The 24,965-nt window shown below is 64.2% G+C and carries 23 protein-coding genes; 13 read left to right on the top strand and 10 right to left on the bottom strand.

The genetic code is table 11. The annotated features are described in order from the left end of the window. Positions 1 to 36: 36 nt before the first annotated feature. Together ACFX5Q_RS19310 and ACFX5Q_RS19305 are read left to right on the top strand one after the other, a co-directional pair. On the top strand, positions 37 to 1,065 hold the full coding sequence (locus ACFX5Q_RS19310) for a zinc-binding dehydrogenase (RefSeq protein WP_404280571.1): 1,029 nt from the start codon (positions 37 to 39) through the stop codon (positions 1,063 to 1,065). Between the two features lie 2 nt (positions 1,066 to 1,067). Then, the gene (locus tag ACFX5Q_RS19305) at positions 1,068 to 2,063 is read left to right on the top strand and encodes a lipid A biosynthesis lauroyl acyltransferase (RefSeq protein ID WP_404280570.1); all 996 of its coding nucleotides are present in this window, start codon (positions 1,068 to 1,070) and stop codon (positions 2,061 to 2,063) included. A gap of 19 nt (positions 2,064 to 2,082) precedes the next feature. Here ACFX5Q_RS19305 and ACFX5Q_RS19300 read toward each other — a convergent pair whose 3' ends face one another. Next, positions 2,083 to 2,514 (bottom strand): L,D-transpeptidase, encoded by a 432-nt coding sequence (locus ACFX5Q_RS19300; protein ID WP_006203384.1) that lies wholly within the window; start codon positions 2,512 to 2,514, stop codon positions 2,083 to 2,085. A 221-nt stretch (positions 2,515 to 2,735) separates the two neighbouring features. On the opposite strand from ACFX5Q_RS19300, the gene ACFX5Q_RS19295 reads away from it, so the two are divergent. The 5 genes from ACFX5Q_RS19295 to ACFX5Q_RS19275 all read left to right on the top strand — a co-directional run bounded on the left by ACFX5Q_RS19295 (position 2,736) and on the right by ACFX5Q_RS19275 (position 9,333). Continuing rightward, positions 2,736 to 4,016 carry an acetylornithine deacetylase/succinyl-diaminopimelate desuccinylase family protein gene (locus tag ACFX5Q_RS19295; protein WP_404280569.1) on the top strand — a complete coding sequence of 427 codons (1,281 nt, stop codon included), beginning with the start codon at positions 2,736 to 2,738 and terminating at the stop codon, positions 4,014 to 4,016. Positions 4,017 to 4,163: 147 nt separating this feature from the next. After that, complete coding sequence (locus ACFX5Q_RS19290) at positions 4,164 to 5,642, top strand: ABC transporter substrate-binding protein (protein WP_404280568.1); 1,479 nt, start codon at positions 4,164 to 4,166, stop codon at positions 5,640 to 5,642. A 258-nt stretch (positions 5,643 to 5,900) separates the two neighbouring features. Beyond that, positions 5,901 to 6,848, top strand: coding sequence for an ABC transporter permease (locus ACFX5Q_RS19285; RefSeq protein WP_404280566.1), 948 nt, complete (start codon positions 5,901 to 5,903; stop codon positions 6,846 to 6,848). Beyond that, positions 6,845 to 7,714, top strand: a complete 870-nt coding sequence (locus ACFX5Q_RS19280; RefSeq protein ID WP_404280564.1) for an ABC transporter permease — start codon at positions 6,845 to 6,847, stop codon at positions 7,712 to 7,714. Before ACFX5Q_RS19285 ends, ACFX5Q_RS19280 begins: the two co-directional genes overlap by 4 nt. Further along, positions 7,711 to 9,333 (top strand): ABC transporter ATP-binding protein, encoded by a 1,623-nt coding sequence (locus ACFX5Q_RS19275; RefSeq protein WP_404280563.1) that lies wholly within the window; start codon positions 7,711 to 7,713, stop codon positions 9,331 to 9,333. Before ACFX5Q_RS19280 ends, ACFX5Q_RS19275 begins: the two co-directional genes overlap by 4 nt. A 112-nt stretch (positions 9,334 to 9,445) precedes the next feature. On the opposite strand, the gene ACFX5Q_RS19270 is transcribed toward ACFX5Q_RS19275, so the two are convergent. Then, the gene (locus ACFX5Q_RS19270; protein ID WP_006203377.1) at positions 9,446 to 9,877 is read right to left on the bottom strand and encodes a TerB family tellurite resistance protein; all 432 of its coding nucleotides are present in this window, start codon (positions 9,875 to 9,877) and stop codon (positions 9,446 to 9,448) included. 235 nt (positions 9,878 to 10,112) lie between these two features. Here ACFX5Q_RS19270 and ACFX5Q_RS19265 point away from each other — a divergent pair, with 235 nt between their 5' ends. The 3 genes from ACFX5Q_RS19265 to ACFX5Q_RS19255 all read left to right on the top strand — a co-directional run bounded on the left by ACFX5Q_RS19265 (position 10,113) and on the right by ACFX5Q_RS19255 (position 11,692). Then, entirely contained in the window at positions 10,113 to 10,283 is a 171-nt protein-coding gene (locus tag ACFX5Q_RS19265) for a hypothetical protein (RefSeq protein ID WP_006203375.1), read from the top strand. A gap of 143 nt (positions 10,284 to 10,426) precedes the next feature. After that, positions 10,427 to 11,197, top strand: coding sequence for a helix-turn-helix domain-containing protein (locus tag ACFX5Q_RS19260; protein ID WP_404280702.1), 771 nt, complete (start codon positions 10,427 to 10,429; stop codon positions 11,195 to 11,197). 75 nt (positions 11,198 to 11,272) lie between these two features. Further along, a complete protein-coding gene (locus tag ACFX5Q_RS19255; RefSeq protein ID WP_404280562.1) occupies positions 11,273 to 11,692 on the top strand; it encodes a VOC family protein in 420 nt (139 codons plus the stop codon). Positions 11,693 to 11,698: 6 nt separating this feature from the next. Here the strand turns inward: ACFX5Q_RS19255 and ACFX5Q_RS19250 are convergent, their stop codons facing one another. Beyond that, positions 11,699 to 13,174 carry a cobyric acid synthase gene (locus tag ACFX5Q_RS19250; RefSeq protein ID WP_404280560.1) on the bottom strand — a complete coding sequence of 492 codons (1,476 nt, stop codon included), beginning with the start codon at positions 13,172 to 13,174 and terminating at the stop codon, positions 11,699 to 11,701. Then, positions 13,174 to 13,788 (bottom strand): dimethylsulfonioproprionate lyase family protein, encoded by a 615-nt coding sequence (locus ACFX5Q_RS19245; protein ID WP_404280559.1) that lies wholly within the window; start codon positions 13,786 to 13,788, stop codon positions 13,174 to 13,176. The genes ACFX5Q_RS19250 and ACFX5Q_RS19245 overlap by 1 nt, the downstream gene beginning before the upstream one ends. Before the next feature lie 144 nt (positions 13,789 to 13,932). Here ACFX5Q_RS19245 and ACFX5Q_RS19240 point away from each other — a divergent pair, with 144 nt between their 5' ends. Together ACFX5Q_RS19240 and mmsB are read left to right on the top strand one after the other, a co-directional pair. Continuing rightward, entirely contained in the window at positions 13,933 to 15,099 is a 1,167-nt protein-coding gene (locus ACFX5Q_RS19240; RefSeq protein ID WP_404280558.1) for an isobutyryl-CoA dehydrogenase, read from the top strand. Positions 15,100 to 15,180: 81 nt separating this feature from the next. After that, positions 15,181 to 16,065, top strand: coding sequence for a 3-hydroxyisobutyrate dehydrogenase (mmsB, locus tag ACFX5Q_RS19235; protein ID WP_404280557.1), 885 nt, complete (start codon positions 15,181 to 15,183; stop codon positions 16,063 to 16,065). A 282-nt stretch (positions 16,066 to 16,347) separates the two neighbouring features. Here the strand turns inward: mmsB and ACFX5Q_RS19230 are convergent, their stop codons facing one another. From ACFX5Q_RS19230 to ACFX5Q_RS19205, 6 genes are all read right to left on the bottom strand, one after another. Next, a complete protein-coding gene (locus ACFX5Q_RS19230; RefSeq protein WP_404280556.1) occupies positions 16,348 to 16,713 on the bottom strand; it encodes a hypothetical protein in 366 nt (121 codons plus the stop codon). A 141-nt stretch (positions 16,714 to 16,854) separates the two neighbouring features. Next, entirely contained in the window at positions 16,855 to 18,234 is a 1,380-nt protein-coding gene (locus ACFX5Q_RS19225; RefSeq protein ID WP_404280554.1) for an aspartate aminotransferase family protein, read from the bottom strand. A gap of 50 nt (positions 18,235 to 18,284) precedes the next feature. After that, positions 18,285 to 18,407: a capsid protein gene (locus ACFX5Q_RS19220; RefSeq protein ID WP_404280553.1), complete on the bottom strand. Its 123-nt coding sequence runs from the start codon at positions 18,405 to 18,407 to the stop codon at positions 18,285 to 18,287. A 32-nt stretch (positions 18,408 to 18,439) separates the two neighbouring features. Further along, positions 18,440 to 20,509 carry a prolyl oligopeptidase family protein gene (locus ACFX5Q_RS19215; protein WP_404280552.1) on the bottom strand — a complete coding sequence of 690 codons (2,070 nt, stop codon included), beginning with the start codon at positions 20,507 to 20,509 and terminating at the stop codon, positions 18,440 to 18,442. Positions 20,510 to 20,614: 105 nt separating this feature from the next. Further along, positions 20,615 to 21,775, bottom strand: coding sequence for an MFS transporter (locus ACFX5Q_RS19210; protein WP_404280551.1), 1,161 nt, complete (start codon positions 21,773 to 21,775; stop codon positions 20,615 to 20,617). A gap of 70 nt (positions 21,776 to 21,845) precedes the next feature. After that, on the bottom strand, positions 21,846 to 23,021 hold the full coding sequence (locus ACFX5Q_RS19205) for an MFS transporter (RefSeq protein ID WP_404280550.1): 1,176 nt from the start codon (positions 23,019 to 23,021) through the stop codon (positions 21,846 to 21,848). A 246-nt stretch (positions 23,022 to 23,267) separates the two neighbouring features. Between ACFX5Q_RS19205 and ACFX5Q_RS19200 the strand changes: the two genes are divergently transcribed. Beyond that, positions 23,268 to 24,845: a trimethylamine methyltransferase family protein gene (locus ACFX5Q_RS19200; RefSeq protein WP_404280549.1), complete on the top strand. Its 1,578-nt coding sequence runs from the start codon at positions 23,268 to 23,270 to the stop codon at positions 24,843 to 24,845. The last annotated feature ends 120 nt before the right edge of the window (positions 24,846 to 24,965 follow it).

The following is a 24,965-nucleotide window of genomic DNA, read 5'->3' as shown; positions in this document are numbered from 1 at the left end:
GCGAGCGCTTTCCGCTCAACAGAACCGACAGACTCCATGCGCGCACTGCAACTTATCGAGGACCGCCGCCTTGAAACGGTGGACCTGCCGCCTCCCCCGCCGCCCTCGCTCGGCGAGGTAACGCTGCGCATCAAGGCCGTGGCGCTGAACCACATCGACGTCTGGGGCTGGCGCGGCATGGCCTTCGCCAAGCGCAAGCTGCCGCTGGTCGTCGGCGCCGAGGCCTCCGGCGAGGTCGAGGCCGTCGGCCCCGGCGTATCCAGCCTCCTGCCCGGACAATTGGTGTCGATCTATGGCGCGCGCACTTGCGGCCTTTGCCGCGCCTGCCGCGAAGGCCGCGACAATCTCTGCGAGCATGTCTCCGGTGTGCACGGCTTCCACCTGGATGGCTTCGCGCAGGAGAAGATCAACCTGCCGGCACGGCTTCTGGTCCCTGCTCCGCCCGGGGTGAGCGAGATCGGCGCCGCTGTCGCGCCTGTCACCTTCGGCACGGTCGAGCACATGCTGTTCGACAATGCCAGGCTGCAGCCGGGCGAAACGATCCTCGTCCATGCCGGAGGCTCGGGCATCGGTTCCGCCGCCATCCAGCTGGCGAAGAAGATGGGCTGCACCGTGATCACCACGGTCGGCTCGAACGACAAGATCGACAAGGCGAAGGCGCTCGGCGCCGACCATGTCATCAACTACCGCGACGACCGTTTCGAGGGTGTCGTGCGCAAGCTGACCAAGAAGAAGGGCGTCGACGTCGTGTTCGAGCATGTCGGCGCCGACACCTTTGCCGCCTCGATGCTGTGCCTGAAGCGCGGCGGGCGCCTGGTCACTTGCGGCTCTACGTCGGGCGTGTCGACGCAAATCAATTTGATGCAGCTTTTCCAGCAGCAGCTGAAGCTGCTCGGCTCGTTCGGCTGCCGCATGGAGAATATGGCCGACGCCATGCAGAAGATGGCGGCGGGCCTCGTCGCGCCGGTGATCGACACCGAAGTCGGCTTCGACGACATCGATGACGCGCTGAAGCGCATGGAAGGCCGCGACGTGTTCGGCAAGATCATCCTGCGCGTCGACTAGGAATGGTCGGCAGAGCCTTCAAGAAAGTCCGCAGGGACCTGGCGTTTCGCTACGGCCGGCGGCTTCGCCAGATGGAGCACTGGCTGGTCGCGCGCGTCGCGATGACGATCATTTCGCTGCTGCGCTTGCTGCCGCCCGACAGTGCGCTCAACTTCGCCGACCGCGTCGCTCGCCGCATCGGTCCATTGGTCGGGCGCCACCGCGTCGCGACCAGTAATCTGCGCCTCGCCTATCCCGAGAAGAGCGATGCCGAGATCGAGGCCATCGCCTTGGACATGTGGGGCAACATGGCCCGCCTTGCGGCCGAGTACATCTTCCTCGACGCGCTTTTCGACTACGACCCGAAAGCGACGACGCCCGGTCGGGTCGAGGTCCGCGGCGTCGAGCATTTCCTTGAGATCGCCGGCGAAGACAAGCCGCACATCTTGTTCACCGGCCATCTCGGCAATTTCGAACTTTTGCCGGTGGCTGCCGCCACCTTCGGCATGAAGATCACGGCGCTGTTTCGTCCGCCCAACAATCCCTATCTGGCCGACTACATCCATTCGACCCGCCGTTCGACGATGGGGGCCTTGCTGCCGTCTTCCACCGGCGCTTCATTCGCACTCGCCGCGATCCTGGAAAACGGCGGCAATATCGGCGTGCTGGTCGACCAGAAATTCTCGAGCGGGCTGGAAACGACCTTCTTCGGCCGCCCGTGCCAGAGCAATCCGGTGCTGGGCATGCTGGCCCGCCACTATGACTGCGACGTCTATCCGGCGCGCTGCGTGCGGCTACCGGGCAACCGGTTCCGCCTCGATATCGAGGACAAGCTGACCTTGCCGCGCACCGCGGGTGGCAGCGTCGACGTGCCGGCCACCACCCAGCTACTCGCCGATGTGGTCGAGCGCTGGGTGCGCGAGGATCCGGGACAGTGGATGTGGTTCCACAAGAGGTGGGAGATCAGCGGCCGGCGTCGCCGCCAGCGCGGGCGGGCAATGGACGCTGCCCGCCAGTAACCACAAGCGTCTGCCCGGACTAGTCGGTGACGACGATCCGTGTGTTGCCGTAACCGGCTTCCCGCACCATCGAGTAGAAGGTCGCGGCATTGGCCGTGTGCAGGCGCACGCAGCCATGCGAGGCCGGGCGCCCAAGATACTTCACAGCACCCGTGCCGTGGATGGCGTAGCCACCGCGGAAGAACACCGAATAGGGCATCGGCGACATGTCATATTTGCGCGAATACCACATCCGCGCCGTCCATTGCGGGCGGTACTTGCCGCGCGGCGTGATGTAACCCTTGCGGGCGGTGGACACGCTCCACCGGTAAACCACCTGACCATAACGGCTGACGGTCATCGTCTGCGAAGATATGTCGATGTTGGCTACGAGAGCGGCTGCCTTGCTTTCGATTGAAGTGCCGAACAGCGCCGTTGCCAGTATCGCCGCCATGAGAACGGTCTTTTTCATGCGATCAAACCCCTTTGATTGCCCTTGCCCGCTGCCATCACGCTGTTTTTCATGCTTTTAATAGCAGGTGAATGAAGTAACACACACTCATTGATAAATTCGCCAATCTAAAGCAGCGAATTTGAACGATTTTCCCGTCATAGTTGCCGCTGTGACACGCAGTTTCAGCGGCTTCAGCATCATGCTTGCAAAATGACCCGGTTCGCTGCTCAACTCCGGAAATGAACGAACGACTCCTGAAGGCCGTCGACGCTCGGGTCGACGACCTGATTGCACTGACCGCCGAGCTGATCCGCTTTCCGACCATTAATCCGCCCGGCGAGGCCTACAGGCCGTGCGCGGAATACATTGGTGCGCGGCTGAAGAAGCACGGCTTCGAAACCGAGTTCATCCGCGCCGAAGGCACACCCGGCGACACCGACCGCTATCCGCGTGTCAATGTCGTCGCCCGTTTCGACGGCCGCTCGCCCGGCGCCTGTGTGCATTTCAACTCGCATATCGATGTCGTCGAGGCCGGCGACGGCTGGAGCGTCGATCCCTTCGCCGGCCTGGTGAAGGACGGCAAGGTCTATGGCCGCGGCGCCTGCGACATGAAGGGGGGCCTGGCTTCCTCGATTATCGCCGCCGAAGCCTTCATGGAGGTCTTCCCGGACTTTCCCGGCGCCATCGATATCTCGGGCACCGTCGACGAAGAATCCGGCGGCTTCGGCGGCGTCGCCCACCTGGCCAAGCTCGGCTATTTCTCGAAGCCCAGGGTCGACCACGTCATCATTCCGGAGCCGCTGAACAAGGACCGCATCTGTCTCGGCCATCGCGGCGTCTGGTGGGCGGAGATCGAGACCAAGGGCGAGATCGCGCATGGCTCGATGCCGTTCCTCGGCGACAATGCGGTGCGCCACATGGGCGCCGTGCTGCAGGCCTTCGAGGATGAATTGTTTCCCGCACTTGACCGCAAGATGACGCGCATGCCGGTGGTGCCCGAGGGCGCCAGGCGCTCGACCATGAACATCAATTCGATCCATGGCGGCCAGACCGAGGATTTCCGGCCTGGGCTGCCCTCACCCAACGTGCCCGATTCCTGCCGGCTGACCATCGACCGCCGCTTCCTGCTCGAAGAGGATCTTGCCACGGTCAAGAGCGAAGTGACCGATATCCTCGAGCGGCTGAAGCGGGAGCGCAAGAAATTCGACTACGAGATCCGCGACCTGATGGAGGTGCTGCCGCTGATGACCGAGCGCGACGCACCGGTGGTCAAGGCGGTGGCGCAGGGGATCATGGCGATCTTCGACCGCGAGCCAGACTATGTGATCTCGCCCGGCACCTACGACCAGAAGCACGTTGCCCGCATCGGCCACATCTATGACTGCATCGCGTACGGTCCGGGCATTCTCGATCTCGCGCACCGGCCCGACGAATGGGTCGGCATTGCCGATATGGTGGAGTCGGCCAAGGTGATGGCGATCGGGCTCAACGTGCTGCTGCGCGGCACGGCAACGGGATGATCCGGCGACAAAGAGGTCAGCGCCGATCGACGACGCGATCCGAGGAAAAACATTCCCCCTGGCGCTGCCCGGCAGCACGAAACGCAATTTACTCCACCTCGAAATCACGCTTCTATCCACCCGGTTTGAGCATATGGGAGTTGCACGATGAAATTGTGGAAAACCATTCTTGCCGCTGCGGCCCTGGCGCTTGCCGCCAGCACCTCGTCATTTGCCGCGCGCACCGACCTGGTCATCGGCATTCCGCTCGAACCCCCGCATCTCGACCCGACCGCGGGCGCCGCGGCGGCGATCGACGAAGTGCTCTACGCCAACGTGTTCGAGGGCCTGACCCGCATCGGCCCAAGCGGCGAGGTGCTGCCTGATCTCGCAGAGAGCTGGGCCATTTCCGATGACGGCACGGTCTACACCTTCAAGCTGCACACTGGCGTGAAATTCCACGACGGCACCGACTTCAATGCGGACGACGTAAAATTCTCGCTCGACCGCGCCAGAGCCGACAATTCTGTCAATGCGCAGAAGGGCCTGTTCGCGGCCATAGACAAGGTCGACGTGGTCGACCCGGCGACCGTGAAGGTGACGCTAAAGAACCCTCAAGGCTCCTTCCTCTACAATATGGGCTGGGGCGACGCGGTGATGGTGGCGCCGGAGTCCGCCGACACCAACAAGGAAAAGCCCATCGGCACCGGTCCGTTCAAGTTCCAGAGCTGGGCCAAGGGGTCGTCGATCACGCTGGTCAAATCGGACAATTACTGGGGCGCGCCTGTAGCCCTCGACAAGGCCGAGTTCCGCATCGTTCCGGACGCCGCGGCCGCCGTGCCGGCACTGCTTTCCGGCGACATCCAGGCCTTCCCGTTCTTCGATCCCGACAGCGTCGCCCAGGTCAAGGACGATCCGCGCTTCAAGGTGGTGATCGGCTCGACCGAGGGCGAGACCATCCTGTCGATCAACAACAAGAAACCGCCTTTCGACAAGCTGCAGGTCAGGCAAGCGATTTCCTACGCGCTCGACCGCAAGGCGATCATCGACGGCGCCTCGGCCGGCCTCGGCGTGCCGATCGGCTCGCATATGTCGCCAGCCAACAAGGACTATGTCGACCTCACCGGCCGCTATCCGCATGATGTCGCCAAGGCCAAGGAACTCTTGAAGGAGGCCGGCCTCGAGAACGGCTTCAAGGCAACACTGAAATTGCCGCCGCCCTCCTATGCGCGGCTCGGCGGCGAGATCATCGCCTCGGAGCTTCGCGATGTCGGCATCGATCTGGAGATCATTCCGGTCGAATGGGCGCAGTGGCTGGATCAGGTGTTCACCAAGAAGGACTACGACCTGACCATCGTTTCGCACACCGAGCCCAACGACATCGATATCTATTCGCGCAAGGACTACTACTTCAACTACGACAATCCGGCCTTCGACAAGATCATCGCCGATCTCAACCTCACCTCCGACGAGGCCAAGCGCAAGGAGCTTCTGGGACAGGCCCAGAAGATCCTCGCCGATGATGCCGTGGTCGGTTTCCTCTATGAATTGCCGAAGGTTGGTGTCTGGGACGCCAAGCTGCAGGGGCTGTGGGAAAACGCACCGATCCAGGCGAATGATCTCACCAAGGTGAAGTGGAGCGAGTGAGGCTCTCTGGATTTCGTCATCCTCGGGCGAAGCAGCGAGCGAAGCGAACTGCGTAGACCTAGGATCCATTCCGTGACCTGAGAGCGTCGCCGCGATGCAGAATCTGGGAGACTTTGAGGTGGAGATAGGGAGAGGCAACGCCCGTTCCGGACCGTCGCGCTCTTCGGCTGCTGTCACGGCATGGATCCTGGGGTCTTCGCGACGTCGCTTCGCTCCTGCTCCGCCCCAGGATGACGAAGCTACGCTCGCCCGCGTTCCATGACCGCCTACCTCCTAAAACGCCTCATCATCGCTCTCGCCACGCTGGTGCTGGCCTCCATGGTGGTGTTCGCCGTGCTTGAGATCATCCCCGGCGATCCGGCGCGGCTGATGCTGGGCCTGAACGCCAGCGCCGACCAGGTCGAGGTGCTGCGCAACCAGATGGGCCTCAACGCGCCGCTGGCCTTGCGCTATCTGCACTGGGCCGGCGGCTTGCTTAGCCTCGATTTCGGCCGCTCTTACACCTATTCGGTGCCTGTCATCGATCTCGTGCGCGAGCGCATCGTCGTCTCGCTGCCGCTGGCGCTGATCGCGCTCGCGCTCTCCACAATCATCGCCATTCCGGTTGGGCTCTATTCCGCCAGCCGGCGCGGGCGGGCCGGCGATGCGATTGCCATGGGCGCCACGCAGTTCGGCGTTGCCGTACCGAACTTCTGGTTCGCGCTGATGCTGATCTACCTCTTTGCCGTCTGGCTGCGACTGGTGCCGGCCGGAGGCTTTCCGGGCTGGAGTGCCGGTGTCTGGCCGGCATTGAAATCGCTGCTGTTACCGGCCGTAGCACTAGCGCTGCCGCAGGCGGCGATCCTCGCCCGTGTCGCCCGCTCGGCACTGATCGAGGTGCTCAACGAGGACTACATCCGAACCGCCCGCGCCAAGGGCCTGCCCTACCGTGCCGTGCTCTGGCGGCATGCGCTGCGCAATGCCATGATCCCAGTGCTGACCATTCTCGGCTTGCAGTTCGCGTTTTTGCTCGCCGGCACCATCATCATCGAGAATGTCTTCTACCTGCCCGGTCTCGGACGGCTGGTGTTCCAGGCGATCACCCAGCGCGACCTGATCGTCGTCGAAAGCGTCGTCATGCTGCTGGTCGCCGCCGTCATTGCCGTCAACCTCCTTGTCGACCTCTCCTACGCGGTGGTCGATCCGCGCCTGAGAAGCCGGCAATGACGCTGCACGTCGACATCCCCGAAGAGACGCTTGCCAGAATTCTGGCCAAGGCGTTCTGCAATCGATCGTTTCTCATCGGCCTCATCATCACTGCCCTGGTGGCGGCGGTGGCGATCCTCTCCTATGTCTGGACGCCCTACGACGTCACCAGACTGGTGATATCAGACAAGACGCAAGGCCCGTCGCCGACGCACTGGTTCGGCACCGATCATTTCGGCCGCGACATCCTGTCGATGATCATGGTCGGCGCCCGCAACTCGATCGCCGTGGCGCTTGTCGCTGTCGGCATCGGCATGGGTGTCGGCGTGCCGCTCGGCGCCTTCGCCGCCGCGCGCGGCGGCCTTGTCGACGAAGTGCTGATGCGCATGAACGATCTCGTCTTCGCCTTCCCGGCCCTGCTGTCGGCGATCATGATCACCGCCATCTTCGGGCCGGGCGCCATCAACGCCATCATCGCCATCGGCATCTTCAACATCCCGGTGTTTGCGCGCGTGGCGCGGGCTGGCGCGCTGGCGATCTGGCCGCGCGAATTCATCCTCGCCGCGCGCGCCGCCGGCAAAGGCAGCACGCTGATCACCATCGAACATATCCTGCCCAACATCGCCACGCTGCTCCTGGTGCAAGGCACCATACAGTTCGCGCTCGGCATCCTCGCCGAAGCCGGGCTTTCCTATGTCGGCCTCGGCGCCCAGCCGCCGATGCCGAGCTGGGGCCGCATGCTGTTCGACGCCCAGACCCGCATGGTGGTGGCGCCGTGGATGGCGATCTTCCCTGGCATGGCGATCGTCGTCACCGTGCTTGGCCTCAATCTGCTCGGCGACGGTATCGCCGACATCCTCGACCCGAAATCGCGGCGGCAGCGATGAGCCTGCTCGAGATCGAGAACCTCTCGCTGGCGATCGGCGACACGCCGATCCTGAAGGGTGTCGAGCTTTCCGTCCCGCCCGGCGAGGTGATAGGCCTGGTCGGCGAATCTGGCTCAGGCAAGTCGATGACGGCGCTAACAGTGATGCAGCTCCTGCCTTTCGCGGCGCGCGCCACTGGACGAGTCACCTTCGATGGCATCGACATTCTCGCCGCCAGCGAAGACCAGATGTGCGCGCTGCGCGGCGACGACATCGGCATGGTGTTCCAGGAGCCGATGACCGCGCTCAACCCGGTCAAGACCATCGGCGAACAGGTGGCCGAAGGCATCCGCTGGCACACAAGGTCAAGCCGCGCCGAGGCCGAGGACCGGGCGCGAAAAATGCTCGACCGGGTCGGCCTGCCGGCAGCACTTTTCCCGCTGTCGCGCTATCCGCACGAACTCTCCGGCGGCCAGCGTCAGCGTGTCGTCATCGCCATCGCCTGTGCGCTGAAGCCGAAGCTTTTGATCGCCGACGAGCCGACGACGGCCCTCGACGTGGTGCTGCAAGCGCAGATCCTCGATCTCTTGCGCGACCTTGTCGCAGAAAACCGCATGGGCCTGCTGCTGATCTCGCACGATCTCGCGGTGGTGACGGAGATGGCAGATCGCATCACCATCCTGCGCCATGGCGAGGTGATGGAGGCAGGCGATACCGCGCGCACGCTTTCCGAGCAGCTCCACCCCTACACACGCCAATTGGCGCAGGCCTCCATGCATGTGCCCGCGCGCCCCAGAGTGCATGAGGCCGGTCAGGGCAAGCCGCTGCTTCAGGTCGAAGGCGTGACGCGCGATTACCCGGGACGGCGCATGTCCCTGTTCAAACGCGCCACACCGGTCCGAGCCGTCGACGACGTGTCCTTGTCGATGGCGCCGGGCCAGTCGGTGGCACTGGTCGGGCGCTCCGGCTGCGGCAAGTCCACGCTCGCCCGCATGATACTGGCGCTGGACAAATCGACTTCGGGAACGATCCGCTTTCGCGGCGAGACCATCACCGGCAAGAGCGAGGTGGAACTTAAGCCGTCGCGGCGCGACATGCAGGTGGTGTTCCAGGATCCTTACGGCTCCTTCGACCCGCGCCAGAAGGTCGAGAAACTCGTGGCCGAACCGCTGCATGTGCTGGACAAGAAGCCAGCGCCCGCGGAGCGCCGCGAGATGGTGGCGCATGCGCTGCACGAGGTCGGGCTCGGCCCGCGAGACATGGACAAATACCCGCATGAATTTTCCGGCGGCCAGCGCCAGCGCCTGTCGATCGCCCGCGCCATCATCACCCGTCCGAAACTGGTGGTTGCCGACGAGCCGGTCTCGGCGCTCGACGTCTCGATCCGCGCCCAGATACTCGACCTGTTCGCCGAGCTCAATCAGAAGCTCGGCATCGCCTATCTGTTCATCACCCACGACCTGACTGTCGCCCGCGCCATCACCGACGAGGTGCTGGTAATGCATGACGGCAGGATCGTCGAGCGCGGCAAGACGAGCGAGGTGCTGGACCATCCGCAATCGGAGGCGGCCAAGGCCCTGATCGCCGCAGCGCCCGATCTGCATCGGGCGATCGCGCGGCGGTTGCAGGAACAGGGGTGAGCGACCGGTTCGCGAAGCGAATTCATCGTGCCGGTGGCACGATGAAAGGTCAGCGAACGCCGGGACGCTGCGAAGCAGCGGGGACCCGGCCGGGCGACCGTCAAGACAAAGCCTATTCTTCCGGCTTCACCACATCGACAGGGCTGATGTCGAGCAGGTCGAGCGTGCGGCGCAACAGCCGCACCTCACTCTCGGCCAGTTGCGAGTCGGCCTTCGCGATCTCGGCCATATGGCGGGCGAGCAGCTTGCGCCGCTCGACGTCGAGGTCGCGGAATTGCGCAACGGCCTGCGAGCCGTTGGTCTCGTAGCCGAACTCGTTGAGATACTCGATGACGTTGTCGATGCTGGCCTCGGGAATGCCAAAGGCCTCCTTGCAGATGCGGCGGAAGGCGACCATTTCGCTCTCTGAGACCGACCCATCGGCCAGGATCATGCGAAACAGCATCAAGAGTTCCGCTGACAGCACCGGGTCGTCGGCGACCTTGCGCACACCGGGATCGCCTTCGAAGATCGAGCGTATCTGGTCAAGCAATGCGAACGCCATCAGAGCCCCTTTTCCGATTCTTGTAGAATAGGTAGCGCGGAATCGGCCTTGCGCAAACGGGGTAGCAGTGGTCGAACGCGCACAATTCTTTCGCCGGGCGAAATCCTCCTCGCCCCGCATGGCGTTCGCGATAAAGCGCCCAGCCGACGCGGCGAACCCGCTGCGCACCTTGATTGGTGTATGACCCCGCGCCTGTTAGAATGCCGGCGTACGAATCATGTTGGAGGAGCCACACATGAATCTTAGTGCACCTACTCAGCTTATTTTCATTATAGCCCTTGTTATCGCCATCATCGGCGTTCTCGCCGCTCTTGGCGTTCTTGCGTTCATTCCCCTCGCATCAGTTTGGATCGTGCTCATCGCCTACATCGTGCTTGCCGGCGGCTGCATGATGCGCGGCGCCTAGGCACTTCAAGATCTCAGGTAACCGCGAAGCGCCCGGTCCCAAACCGGGCGCTTTTGATTTTGACGCATGGTCTGCTAGTTTCCTTTGCCGGAGGAGACGCCGTGGCCACCGATAGTGAAGAGCCTGATCCGAGCCGATTCGAGATGGTGCGTCGCCTGCCCGGCCCGCAGCTTCAGGGCGCGGTCACCGACATGTGCGGCTACCGCGAGACGATTTCAAGCCATTTCCGCAGCGTCGAATATGCCTCGCTGACCGTGCCGCTGGTCATCAGCTTCGCCGAGCCTTTCGCCATCGGTCTGGGCAAGAACCCCGGCGACAACGACCGCTTCGCCAGCTTTGCCGCCGGCCTTTTTGCCGGGCCGGTGGTGATCGAATCCTTCGGCGGCGCCTGCTGCGTGCAGATCAATTTCACGCCGCTCGGCGCCCGCCGTTTCTTTGGCCAGCCGATGAGCGAATTGACTGACCGCATGGTTGGCCTCGACGATGTGCTTGGCCTCGAGGGCATCACGCTGCGCGAAAGGCTCGGCGATGCGCGGGATTGGAACGCTCGCTTTGCCATAGCCGAGAGCTTCGTCGCTGCCCGGTTGGCTTCGACGGATCCCATGCAGGCCGAAATCGGCTGGGCCTATGACAGCATCATCGCCTCCGGCGGGCGCACCCGCGTCGCCACGCTGGCCGGAAGACTGGGCTGGAGCCGCAAGCACCTTGCGGGAAAGTTTTCCGACGCGGTCGGCGTCGGCCCGAAGACACTGTCGCGCATCGTCCGCTTCAACCGCGCGCTTGGCCTGTCGAGACAGGACAAAAGCGATTGGGCCGACATCGCCGCCGATTGCGGCTATGCCGACCAGGCGCATCTGGTGCGCGAGTTCCGCGACCTCGCCGGCGAGACGCCGACCGCAATCGCCGCCGGGTAACATTTCTTCAAGACGCCGCAGCGACCTTTGCCCAGACTGGGTTATCGACCAACCCTAGTTGAAGGAGGTTCCCCAATGCCCACGACCAGCGAAGCGTCCCGGCTCTACCCTGCCCTGCGTTACAAGAACGCAGCAAAAATGATCGACTGGCTCGGCGATGCGTTCGGCTTCACCGTTCGCGCCCGCTATGGCGAGGGTGACGTCGTGCACCACGCCGAACTCGTCTTCGGCTCCTCGATGATCATGCTGGGCACCGCGCGCGACGACGATTACGGCAAGATGGTTGGCGAGCCGGGCTCAGGCGGTGGCAAATCGATCTACGTCGCCGTCGACGATGCCGACGTCGCCTATGCCAAGGCCAAAAAGGCTGGCGCCACGATCATACAGGAACTTGTTGACCGCGATTACGGCAGCCGCGAATTCATCTGCCGCGATCCCGAAGGCAATGTCTGGTCCTTCGGCACCTACTGGCCGAAGGCCGGCGAAAAGGCGTAGGCAGCTCTAACGAGCCAGCGCAAAAATCGCGTCGCAGTCGAGATGGCTTTCCAGTTCGGCGGCGACCTCGTCCAGCGCCCGTTCGACCTCGGCGCGATAGTCTATGCCGCCGCCCCTGACGCCGAGGCTTTCCAGGAATCTTGCCCGGAAGGCGTCGGCGGAAAACAGCCCGTGCAGATAGGTGCCCATCACCTTGCCGTCGGCGGAAACCGCTCCGTCCTCGACACCATTGATGATTGCCGAAGGTCGCGCCATGTCCGGACCGGTGGTGCGGCCGAGATGGATCTCGTAACCTTCCAGCGGCAGGTCGAACTGTACCGACCGGGCGCTGGAATTGCGCACGATCTTTTCCGGCTCCATCACCGTTTCGAAGTCGAGCAAGCCAAGGCCCTCTGTTTCGGTGACGCTGCCTTCAATTCCGTCGGGATCGCGCACCATGCGGCCCAACATCTGAAAGCCACCGCAGATGCCGACGACATGGCCACCGCGTTTGCGGTGGGCGAGAAGATCGAGGTTCCAACCATTCTCGCGGAATTTGATGAGGTCGGCGATCGTCGACTTGGAGCCGGGAATGACCACCAGCCCGGCGTCCTCCGGGAGCCGCTGTCCGGGCGGCACGAACACGACCTCGACCTGCGGTTCGGCCTTAAGCGGATCGAGGTCGTCGAAGTTGGCGATGCGGCCAAGCATCGGCACGGCGACCTTCAGCGCCCGCTTCTCGCCCGATGCCAGCCGTTCGAGCACAACTGAATCCTCCGAAGGCAACCGCGTTGCCGCCTTCAGCCACGGCACGACGCCGAAGCATGGCCAGCCGGTGAATTTTTCGATCGCCTTGATGCCATCATCGAACAGCGAGACATCGCCGCGGAACTTGTTGATGAGGTAGCCGACGATCATGCGCCGGTCCTCTTCCGGCAGGATCAGATGCGTGCCGGCGACCGAGGCGATGACGCCGCCGCGGTCGATGTCGCCGACCAGGATCACCGGCACGTTGGCGCGCGTCGCAAAGCCCATATTGGCGATGTCGCGGCTGCGAAGATTGATTTCGGCCGGCGACCCCGCGCCCTCGACGATGACGAGGTCGGCGCCCTCGCCGACCTTGGCCCAGGACTCCAGCACAGCCTCCATTAGCCGGCCCTTCATGGCCTGGTAGTCGCGCGCCCTGGCCTCGCCGAACACTTTGCCCTGCACCACCACCTGCGAGCCGATATCGGTCTGCGGCTTGAGCAGCACCGGGTTCATGTGGACAGACGGCGCAACACCGCAGGCGATCGCCTGCAGCCACTGCGCGCGGCCGATCTCGCCGCCACCGGCATTGTTGTCGCCGGGAATGTCGGCGACGGCGGCGTTGTTGGACATGTTCTGCGGCTTGAACGGCCGCACCTTCAGCCCGCGTTTCTTCGCCGCGCGGCACAGGCCCGCCACCAGCACGGTCTTGCCGACATTAGAGCCGGTGCCTTGCAGCATGATTGCCCTGGCCATCACGCCCTGCCCTGCGCAACGGTGCCGGGAATGGTCGACTTCTGCGCCAGCGGCCCGCCGCGCCAGATATAGAGCGCCAGCAGCGGCTCCTCGGCCGTGCGCATGGCGTGGCTGACATTCGAGGCATGGTGGATCACCTCGCCGGCCTCGCGAACCTCAAAGCCGCCCTCACCCATGCGCCATTCCGTGCCGCCGGTCAGCGGAACGTAGATCTCCTCGGCAATGTGATGGTGGTCGGGATAGACGATGCCAGGCCCAAGGATCAGCAGACCGGCCGCGACCTCGTCATTGATGAAATGGCCGCGCGTGCCGAACACCTCCAGCCAGCCATATTTTTCCAGGAATGTCGCGCCGAAATCGGTCACGCTGTAGGTCTGCCCCCAGCGGAATTCGTTCCGGCGCCGGGCCAGCAGCCGCGTCAACGGCCTGGCGTCGGCCGGAGCAAGCTCGACAATACGGTCGAGGTAGCGAAGGCAAGGCAGCGCATGCGGCGCCAGTGCACGGGCCGGCATGTTCCACTCGATCCGCGCCACCGCTTCCCGCACCAGCGGGCTGTCCACCGTGTCCAGATAGCCACGGAAGCTATCGAGGAGGTCATCGAAATTTGTCGGCACGCTATGCTCCGCTGATCCATTCGCGCACAGCCGCTGCGCAGCAGGCTGGGTTGCGCGGCGGCATCATTGGTCTAGATTGAGCGGCGCGCAAAGCCAAAAACGACAGGCCAGCAGACTACTGGCCAAGGACACAGGGAGCACGCCATGGACGCCGCGGTCGATGCGAGCACCAGCCAGTTCGAACTCAACGAGGAGCAGCGCGCCATCCAGGAGATGGCGCAAGCCTTCGCCACCGACCGCGTCGCGCCGAACGCGCTTGACTGGGACCGGGCGAAACATTTCCCCGCCGATGTGATCCGCGAGACAGGCCCACTCGGCCTTGGCGGTATCTATGTTCGCGACGATGTCGGTGGCTCGGCTTTGGGGCGGCTCGATGCAGTGCTGATCTTCGAGGCGCTGTCGCGTGCCGACCCGGCCTTTTCCTCCTTCATCTCGATCCACAACATGGTTGCGTCGATGATCGACCGCTTCGGCAGCGAGGAGCAGCGCCAGCGCTACCTGCTGAAACTGACCTCAATGGAGTGGCTGGCCAGCTACTGCCTGACCGAACCAGGTTCAGGCTCGGACGCAGCAGCGCTTAAGACGCGCGCGGCGAAGCGCGGCGACGGCTATGTGCTCAACGGCGCCAAACAGTTCATCTCCGGCGCCGGCGACAGCGACCTCTATGTCGTCATGGCGCGCACCGGCGCCGATGGACCAAAGGGCATCTCTAGCTTCGTCGTGCCCAAGGATGCGCCGGGCCTTTCCTTCGGCGCCAATGAGCACAAGATGGGTTGGCACATGCAGTCGACCCGCCAGGTCATCTTCGAGGACTGCAAGGTGCCGGCGGAAAACCTGCTGTCGACTGAGGGCGCCGGTTTCGGCATCGCCATGGCCGGCCTCGATGGCGGCCGGTTGAACATCGCCGCCTGTTCGCTCGGCGGCGCGCAATCGGCGCTCGACAAGGCGCTCGCCTACACCGCGGAACGCAAGGCCTTCGGCTCGAAGATCAACCAGTTCCAGGCGCTGCAGTTCAAGCTCGCCGACATGGAGACCGAGCTGCAGGCGGCCAGGATGTTCCTCTACACCGCCGCCTCGAAGCTCGACCGCAAGGCACCCGACGCCGGAAAATGGTCGGCCATGGCCAAGCGCTTCGTCACCGACACCGGCTTCAATGTCGCCAACGACGCCCTACAACTGCATGGCGGCTACGGCTATTTGCACGACTACGGCATCGAGAAGCTGGTGCGAGACCTGCGCGTCCACCAGATCCTCGAAGGCACCAACGAGATCATGCGGGTCATCATCGCCCGCGCGCTGATCGGCCGCTGACGCCAATGCATGTCGCCCAAAAGTGCGCAGCGGTTTTGGGATAACGACATGCATCAAAACAAAAGACCGGGAGACATTTCGATGACCACCATCGCCTTCATCGGCCTCGGCAACATGGGCAATCCGATGGCCGCCAATTTGGTCAAGGCTGGGCATGCGGTGCACGGCTTCGACCTGCTGCCGGAGAACCTCACCGTCGCCAGGGAGCATGGCGTCGTCATCATGGCCAACGCGATTGCCGCGGTGAAGGACGCCGATGCGGTCATCACCATGCTGCCGGCCGGCAAACATGTGCTGTCGGTCTATGAGGACATCGCACCCAAGGCGAAGAAAGGCGCGCTGTTCATCGATTCCTCGACCATCGACGTCGAGTCGGCGCGCAAGGCGCATGCCATCGCAAGCAAGCATGGGCTGGCGTCGATCGACGCACCGGTCTCCGGCGGCACCGGCGGCGCCGCTGCCGGCACACTGACCTTCATGGCCGGCGGCTCGCACGACGCATTCGCGGCAGCCGAGCCGATCCTCAAGCCGATGGCCGGCCGCGTCGTCCATTGCGGCGGCGACGGCGCCGGACAGGCGGCAAAGATCTGCAACAACATGATCCTCGGCATCTCTATGATCGGCGTTGCGGAAGCCTTCGTGCTGGCGGAAAAACTCGGGCTCTCGCATCAGGCGCTGTTCGATGTCGCGTCGACCTCGTCGGGCCAGTGCTGGTCGCTGACCAGCTACTGCCCGGTGCCCGGCCCGGTTCCGGCGTCACCTGCCAACCGCGACTACAAGCCCGGCTTTGCCGCCGCACTCATGCTGAAGGATCTGAAGCTGTCGCAGGAGGCCGCCCAAGGCGCCGGCGCAGTGACGCCGCTCGGTGCCGAGGCGACGCAGCTCTACGCGCTGTTCAATGCGCAGGGGCATGCTGGCGCCGATTTTTCCGGCATCATAAATTTCCTGCGCGGCAATTCTAATTAAGTTTCGAATTTCACAGGACTTTTCTCGCCTTTTCCGGTGGAACGACCGCAAATTTAGATTTGCTTAAGTTCTCGATAACCGGCCGGTAACGATGTGCCTATAAAACGGACAGCGAGGCGGACATATCGCATCCGCCCGGCGCTCCGGATCAGGTCTCGCGTACCGGAGCCCGTAAGTTTCGCATGTGTTCTTGTAGCGAAACGCCATGCGTATCTGGCAAAGCCGCGTTCCCGGTGGGGCGCGGTTTTTGCGTTTGGGTACCACTCATCCGCTTTGTACAGGTCAAGTCTTTGCCGACAGCCGGTGAAAATTCGCCTTTACGGCACGGCTGGCCGGCTTCAGCGCAGCGCTAAACGATCGCTCAGCGGCGATAGCGTTGAACAGCGATGGCATGCGGTCAGAAAAAACTTCCGGCCAGAAGTGCGCCGTGGATTGCAACAGCGCCATTTGCGCGGCAAACGCGCCTTTGGCAATCGCGGCCGCTTTTTCATGAATGGCGCGAGCGGTCTCGGTCCCCCAGGCTTGGCCATTTCGCACATCTGCCGCCATCAGTGGCAGCCGCATCGCCGCCACCAGCGGCGCCAGCATCAGATCCTGGCCTATCGCGGCCGCTTCCAACGCCCGTCGGCTCTTGCCGGTTTTTGTCATGAAAATCGTTGCCCCAACTGCAGCCGGTGTGGCCGGTCCCGGACACTAAGCGCGATGTGGGCTATTCGTTCCCTGATATCATCAGGAAAGTTGGTTTGAGGCCGGGCGCCCGAAACAAAAGGCGCCCAGCCGTCATTCGTCTTAGCGCTTGCGCAGATCCGCTTCCGCCAGGTCGAGCGCCTTGGCGATGCGTTCGCAGGCCATGTCGATGGTCTCGCGTGTCCAGATCAGCGGCGGCGACAGGATCATCGTGTCGCCGGTGGCGCGCAGCATCATGCCTTGCGCGATGGCGTGGTCGCGCACGGTCACTGCCGCACTTCCCGCCGGCAGGAAGCGTTCCTTAGTCGCCTTGTCCTTGACGATCTCGATCGCGCCCATCAGCCCGATGGAACGCACCTCGCCGACGAGATTGTGCCCGGCGATGCGATCCTGCAACGCTTGGGCGAAGTAAGGCCCGGTGTCGTTCTTGACCCGTTCCACCAGACCCTCGCGCTCCATGATCTCGATGTTCTTCAGCGCCACGGCGCAGGCTACCGGGTGACCGGAATAGGTATAGCCGTGATAGAACTCGCCGCCCTTCTCGACCAGGGTTGCGGCGATACGCTCGCCAACCAGCAGCGCCGACAGCGGCTGGTAGCCGGAGGTCAGCGCCTTGGCCGTGGTGATGGTGTCGGGCTCGATGCCGAAGGTTTGCGCGGCAAACCACTCGCCGGTGCGGCCATAGCCGGTGATGACCTCGTCCAGCATCAGGAGAACATCGTATTTGCGGCAGATGCGCTGCACTTCCGGCCAGTAGCTCATCGGCGGGATCTTGACCCCGCCCGCGCCCATCACCGGCTCGCCGATGAAGGCGGCGACCTTGTCGGCGCCAGCTTCGAGGATGGCGTCCTCGACCGCCTTGGCCGCGCGCAGGCCGAAATCATGGTCGCTTTCGCCGGGCAGCGCCAGCTCATAGGCATAGGGCATCATCACATGCACGATGTTGGGCACCGCGCCGCCGAGCTGCTTGTGCATCGGCTCCATGCCGCCGAGCGAGGTGCCGGCGATGGTCGAGCCGTGATAGCCCATCTTGCGCGAGATGATGCGGTTCTTCTCCGGCTTGCCTTCCAGCGCCCAGTAGTGGCGCACAAGCCGCAGCGCCGTGTCGTTGGCCTCTGAGCCCGAGGAGCCGTAGAACACCTGGCTGACACCCCTGGGCGCCAGTTCCGCCAGCTTCTTGGACAGAAGCACCGGCGTCGGCGTCGAGCATTTGAAAAAGGAGTTGTAGTAAGGCAGCTCCTTCATCTGGGTGTAGGCCGCTTCGGCCAGTTCGTCGCGGCCGTAGCCGACATTGACGCACCACAGCCCGGCCATGCCGTCGAGGATTTCCGTGCCATCGGCATCGTAGATGAATGGGCCGTTGGCATGGGTGATGATGCGCGAGCCGGCCTCGCGCAGTTCCTTGTGGTCGGTGAACGGATGCAGGTGATGCGCGGCGTCGATCTGCTGAAGCTGCTTCAGCGAATAATTCTGATAGGTCATGAGCTTGTCTTTCCTCTTGAATCAATCCGGCAGGAGCCGGGGCGGATTCGTCAGAGGACAGCCGGAGGCGAATAGCCGATGCGGGCGCACAGGCGCAGAAGCTCGGCACGCAGCGTGCGCGGTGACGGCGTCACCGCCACCCCGAATGCGCTGGATGTCTTCATCAGAGCCATGGCGGCACCTTAAGCCGCCTGAGGCCTTGTGTTCAAGCCGTGCCGGCCAGAGCCCGCTGGAGGAAGACATAACGCATCGCCGCCTGCGCCGCTTGCGGCCGGCGGTCGCCGCGCCCGCCATGCCCACCCTCGGTCTCCTCGAAGAACAGCGCTTTCGCATGGCCGCCCGCCTGCAGCCGCGCCGCCATCTTGCGCGCGTGGCCAGGATGGACACGGTCATCGGCGGTCGATGTGGTGAGCAGCACCGGCGGATAGGCGGCGTCGGCCTCGACATGCTGATAGGGCGAATAGGCACCAAGCCACGCCGCCTCTTCCGGCTTCGACGGATCGCCATATTCGGCCATCCAGGAAGCGCCGGGCGGCAATTCCGTGTAGCGCAGCATGTCGAGCAGCGGCACGTCGATGATGACAGCGCCAAATAGCTCAGGGCGCTGGGTCAGCGAGACGCCGGTGAGCAGGCCGCCATTCGAGCCGCCCTGGATACCGAGCGAAGCCGCGGTGGCGATGCCGCGCCCAACGACATCCTGTGCAACCGCGGCGAAGTCGTCGAAGGCGTTCTGGCGGTTCCCCTTCAGCGCCGCCTGGTGCCAGGCCGGGCCGAACTCGCCACCGCCGCGGATGTTGGCCTGCACATAGGCATTGCCCTTCTCCAGCCAGAGCCTGCCGCGCACGCCGGCATAGCCGGGCAGCAGCGGCACTTCGAAACCGCCATAGCCGTAGAGCAGCGTCGGCACCGGCCCTTTCTGGTCGCGCCGCCGGACGACGAAATACGGGATCATGGTGCCGTCCTTCGAGCGCGCCTCGAACTGCTCGGAGACATAGGGCGAAGCGTCGAAACGCGCCGGCTGCGACTTCACCGTCGCCAGCGTCTCGCCATCATTGTCCGACCAGATGATCGAACTCGGCGTCAGGAAATCGGTGAAGGAGAAGGACACGCTGGCGCCGAAATGCTCGGCATGGCTGATGCCGACATTGCCGTTTTCCGGCAGCGCGACGGGCTTCAGCGACCAGCCGCTGCCGACGCGGTCGCAGGCGATGACCTTGCCGCGCACATTGTCCATCAGATTGATGAACAGTCGCTCCTCTGTGCGCGCGAGCCCGGCGATCGAGACCCGGTGCGCCGGTTCGAGCACGGTTTCGACAGGCCCCAGCACCCCGGTTTCGATCCAGCGCTCGAAATCCACCGAATACAGAGCGTCAGGAAGGCAGCGCGTGCCGTCCGGCGCGGTCCAAGGGCTACGCACGCCGAAGATGAGCTGCCCCTTGAAGATCGCTGTGTCTGTGACGTCGTCCGGCAGCGGGATGCGCCTGTTCTCGCCGGAAGCCAACCGCAGGAAGCTGTGGGAGGAGAAGAAGTCGATGGTGCGGGCAAGGAACAAATGCCGCCTGTCGCCGTCGATCTCGACCCCGCCGCCGGCCGCGAGATCCTGTTTTTCGGCCTCGAAGATCGGCGTCGCGTCCTCCAGTTTCGTGCCGCGCCGCCAGAGCTTGACCACGCGCGGATAGCCGGACTGGGTCTTGTCCTCCTCCTCGAAGGCGGCCGAGACAATCACCGTGTCCCTGTCCAACCAGGAGAAACCCGACTTCGAGGCTGGCGCGCGAAAGCCGTCCTCGACGAAGGATTTCGCCGCGATGTCGAACTCGCGCATCTCGCTGGCATCGCCGCCATCCGGCGACATCGAGACCAGGCAGAGGGTGAAGTCGGGATAGAGGCGGCTCGCCCCGCTGAACACCCATTTGACGCCCTCTTTGGCCGAGAGCACGTCGAAGTCGATGATCGTCTCCCATTCAGGCTTGTTGGTCTTGTAGGAGGCGACCGTTGTGCGGCGCCAGAGGCCCAGCACATTGCTCTTGTCCTGCCAGAAATTGTAGACATGGCCATTGAGCGCGGCGCCAACGGCGATGTTGTCCTCGGCCGTCATCAGGTCGAGCGCGGTTTCGAACGCCGCCTGGTAGGACGGGTCACCCTGCAATTCGCCGACCGTCACTTCATTCTGGCGATGCACCCAGTCGAGCGCCTCTTTGCCGGTCCTGTCTTCCAGCCAGAGATGCGGATCCTCGGCGGCGGATTCATTCAGGCGTTTTGTCGTCGATTGGGTCACGCGCGGTCTCCAAGGCGTTATCAGGCAGCCCTGCCTACATCGCGTCGCAGGCGCCCACATTCAAGATGGTGGCGTAAGGTCATCGCGACCGAACGCGGCTTGCGTTCACACCATCCGCCGACGCAAGACGGTCGCCGCCGCCAGCGCCAGGCAGATAGCGCCGAGCGTGAACGGCAGGCCGGGCGCGCCGATCACATCCATGACGCCGCCGGTGAGCGGCGGCACGAGAATGCCGCCGACGCCCCACATCAGCGAAAAGGCAGCATTGCCGGCGACCAGGGCCGAGCCTGTAAAACGCTCGCCGAGTTCGATGATCGACATCGTGTAGATGCCGTAGGAAACCGCGCCCCAGACGAACACGCACGGCCAGATCAACGGCGTCTCGATCAGCAGCGGCAACAGCGCGCAGCCGAGTACGGTCAGCGACACGCAGATGAACCGCACCAGCCGCGCCGTCAGCCGTTCCGCCAGCAGGCCGAGCGGCACCTGCATGGCGATGTTGCCGGCAATCATCACGGACAGCAGCGCCGACATACGGGCTTCGGCAATGCCGTAATGGGTGCCATAGACCGGAAGCAGCGCCAGCACCGCTTGCTCGAAGCCGGCGGCCACGACGACCGTCGACAGCAGCAGCCAGGCCATCGGCATGAACCCCATCACCGAAACCCCGTGCCCGGCCTCGTCGACTTTAGGCAACCGAGGCAGCACCAGCGCCAGGCAGCCACCGCAAAAAACGAAGGCGGCAATCCCTACCAGAAACGGCGGCCAGCCTTCGGTGCCGACGGCAAGCAGGCAGAGCGGACCGGCGGCGAAACCGGCCGAAATGATCGTCGAATAGACGCCCATGACGCGACCGCGCCGCGACGGTGGGGCAAGTGCGATCACCCAGATCTCACTAAGAACATAGAGCGGGTTGGTGACTACGCCGATCAGGAAGCGCAGCGGAAACCACAGATAGACGTTCTGCGTCCAGCCGATCAACGCCAGCACGAGTGCGGAAAGTGCTGCGCAGGTCAGCGCCGTGCGCCCTGCCCCGAACCGCCGTGCCAGGCCAGGTATCAGTGGCGACGACAGGATGAAGCCTACCGGCGTCATCGCCGCCGAAAGCCCGATCATGGCCGGCGAGATGCCCTGGCGCTGCAGGATGAAGCTCAGCAGCGGATAGGAAAGCCCTTGCGCGATGGCGAAGACGGAAACGGTCGCGATCACGCCCGTGATCGCCGCCCATTGCATCGGTTCGTCTCGGCTTGCTTCCGCCATATCCATGGCGGAAGCCTTAGCGGGTTGCCTCGACGGCCGTAAGCCCCGCCGGCGAAAACCGCTTGCTCCAAGCCTGTCAGGAGCTTCTGCGCCTGGCCGATCTGTAGAGCGCGAAGGCAATCAACACCGCATCGAGCCCGGCGATCACTGCCGGCAGGCCGAGCGGGCCGATCGCCTGCATCAGCGCGCCCGCGCCGGGCGGGCCGACAATGCCGCCGGCGCCCCACATCAGCGCGAAGGCGGCATTGCCGGCGACAAGTGCCGTTCCCTTGAAGCGGCTGCCAAGCTCGACCAGCGCCATCGTGTGGACGCCGTAGCCGACCGCGCCCATCACCACCAGCACCGGCCAGACCAGCGGCGTCGTGATCAGCACCGGCAGCGAGAGCGCGCAAGCCGCCGTCGCCAGGGCGCAAAAGACAATCATCGCCCGGCCACCGAAGCGCTCGGCCATCAGCCCAAGCGGGATCTGCAGCAGGATGTTGCCGGCGGACAGCGCCGTCACCAGCGCCGCCAGTTTCGCCTCTGGAAGTTCATAGCCGGCGCCAAAGACCGGAATCAGCGCATAAGTGCTTTGCTGCACCGCCGCCGAAACCAGCACCGCCAGCAGCAGCGCCGGCGCCAGCCTGGCGAAGCCGACAAGGCCGCCGGAGGCCTGGCCGTCCTCCTCGAAACCGGTCAGCCTCGACGACACGGCGCGCAGGATCAGCGCGCAGAGCGCAAAGCCTGCAATCGCGGCGATGAACGGAGGCCATCCCGACGCGCCGACGGTGATCAGTATCAATGGCCCAGCAGCGTAGCCGGCGCCCATCAGCGCATTGAACACGCCCATCACCCGGCCGCGGCGCGATGGCGGCGCCAGCGACAGCGCCCACACCTCGCCGAGCACATAGAGCGGGTTGATGACCACGCCTACGAGGAAGCGGAGGATGAACCAAGCGACCCAATCCTGCAGATAGCCGATGGCCAGGAAGCACACCGCGCCGGCCAGCGAACAGCCGACGGCGAGATTGCGCGCCCCGAAGCGCCGCACGGCAGCCGGCACGAACGACGCCGAGAGAATCAGGCCAACCGGCATCATCGCCGCGGAAAGCCCGATCAGCGCTGGCGACATGCCTTGCCGCTGCATCAAGAGCGTGAACAGCGGATAGCTCAGCCCTTGCGCGGCGCCGAACATGGCGAGCGCCGCAGTGACGCCGGCAAGCGCTGCCCATTGCGTTGCCGCCTCGCCATCGCGCGAATCGGTCGCGACCATGCTGCCATCCCTGTGAAAACGCCTACCTGCGGCCGGCAAGCTATCCGGCTAGCGGTTCGATCCGGGAAAAGGAAGGGCCGCCCCGGCAAATCCGCTGCGCCAAGTCACCTGGGCGACGCAGGCACCAGCAATCCTGCTGCCCTTCCGGCATGTCGCTTCCCTCGCCCTAGTGGTCGCCGCCTCCGTACCGGCAGCATTGCCGCCGGTCCATTATGCCGCCCACTTTCGCATTCCATGAGGCCTGTCATGACCGCCGCCCTTCATCCCGCCGAACCGGCATTGGCAACCGACCGCGCCCGTCGCGGCGGCCGCGCGGGGAAGCGCGCCGGCGGCTCGGCCGCGTTCGAGCAGCCGCCCTTTCGTCAGCTCAGAAACCCTCTGACGCCGACCAAGCTGGTGTCCGATGACGAGCTGGAATCGATCCACCTCGCCTCCTTGCGGGTGCTCAGGGAAATCGGCGTCGACGTGCTGCACGACGAAGCCCGGCGCATCATGAAGGCACATGGCGCCGATGTGCGCGAAGGCAGCGAGCGGGTGCGCTTCGACAGCGACATGATCCTCGATCTGGCTTCGAACTGCCCGCCGGAATTCACCATCCATGCCCGCAATCCGGCGCATAATGTGCGCTTCGGCGGCAACAATCTGATCATCTCGATGATGGCGTCGGCGCCTAACTGCTCCGACATCGATCGCGGCCGCCGGCCGGGCAACCAGCACGACTACCGCAACTTTCTGCGGCTGACGCAGATGCACAACATCCTGAACTGTACCGGCGGCTATCCGGTCGAGCCGATCGACATCCACCCGTCGGTCCGCCACCTCGAATGCATTCGCGACCTCAGCCTGCTCACCGACAAGGTGTTCCACATCTATTCGCTCGGCAAGGAGCGCAATGTCGACGGCATCGAGATCGCCAGGATCGCGCGCGGCATCAGCCACGAGCAGTTGCTGGAACAGCCGTCGGTCTTCACCATCATCAACACCAATTCGCCGCTCAAGCTCGACGTGCCGATGATGGAAGGCATCATCCAGATGTCGAGCAAGGGTCAGGTCGTCATCGTCACCCCGTTCACGCTCTCCGGCGCCATGGCACCGGTCACCATTGCCGGCGCGCTGGTGCAGCAGAACGCCGAGGCGCTGTCGGGCATCGCCTTCGCGCAGATGGTGAAGAAGGGCGCGCCTGTCGGCTATGGCGGCTTCACCTCCAATGTCGACATGAAGTCCGGCGCGCCGGCCTTCGGCACGCCCGAATACATGAAGGCGCAGCTGGTCGGCGGCCAGCTCGCCCGCCGCTACAACATCCCCTACCGCACCTCCAACACCTGCGCCGCCAACACGGTCGACGCGCAGGCCGCCTATGAGAGCGTGTTCTCGCTGTGGGGCGCCATCCAGGGCGGCGGCAATCTGATGATGCATGCGGCCGGCTGGCTCGAAGGCGGCCTGCGCTGTTCTTACGAAAAGACCATCCTCGACATCGACCTGCTGCAGATGGTGGCCGAATTCCTGACCCCGCTCGACCTGTCCGAGGAGGCGCTGGGCTTCGACGCCATCCAGTCGGTCGGCCCGGGCGGCCATTTCTTCGGCACCCAGCACACACAGGACCGCTACAAGACCGCGTTCTATTCGCCGATCCTTTCCGACTGGCGCAATTTCGAGACCTGGGCGGAAGCCGGATCGCCGACGGCGATCGAGAAGGCAAACAAGGTCTGGAAGGAGCGGCTGGCTTCCTATGAGGAACCCTACATCGACCCGGCGATCCGCGAGGAACTCAACGACTTCGTCGACAAGCGCCGCGCCGAAGGCGGCGCACCGACCGATTTCTGATTACCGGTGCTGATGAACTGATCATTCGTATGGATTTGATGAACGGTCGACCCCCACTCCGTCGAGCTGCGCTCGACACCTCTCCCCCGATCGACGGGGGAGAGGAAGGGTGCGAAGCGA

Origin of the sequence: Mesorhizobium sp. IMUNJ 23033, assembly GCF_044778005.1 — a bacterium.
GTDB lineage: Bacteria > Pseudomonadota > Alphaproteobacteria > Rhizobiales > Rhizobiaceae > Mesorhizobium > Mesorhizobium amorphae_A.
Note: the sequence above shows the minus strand (reverse complement) of the source record. Positions and strands in the feature narration are given on the sequence as shown.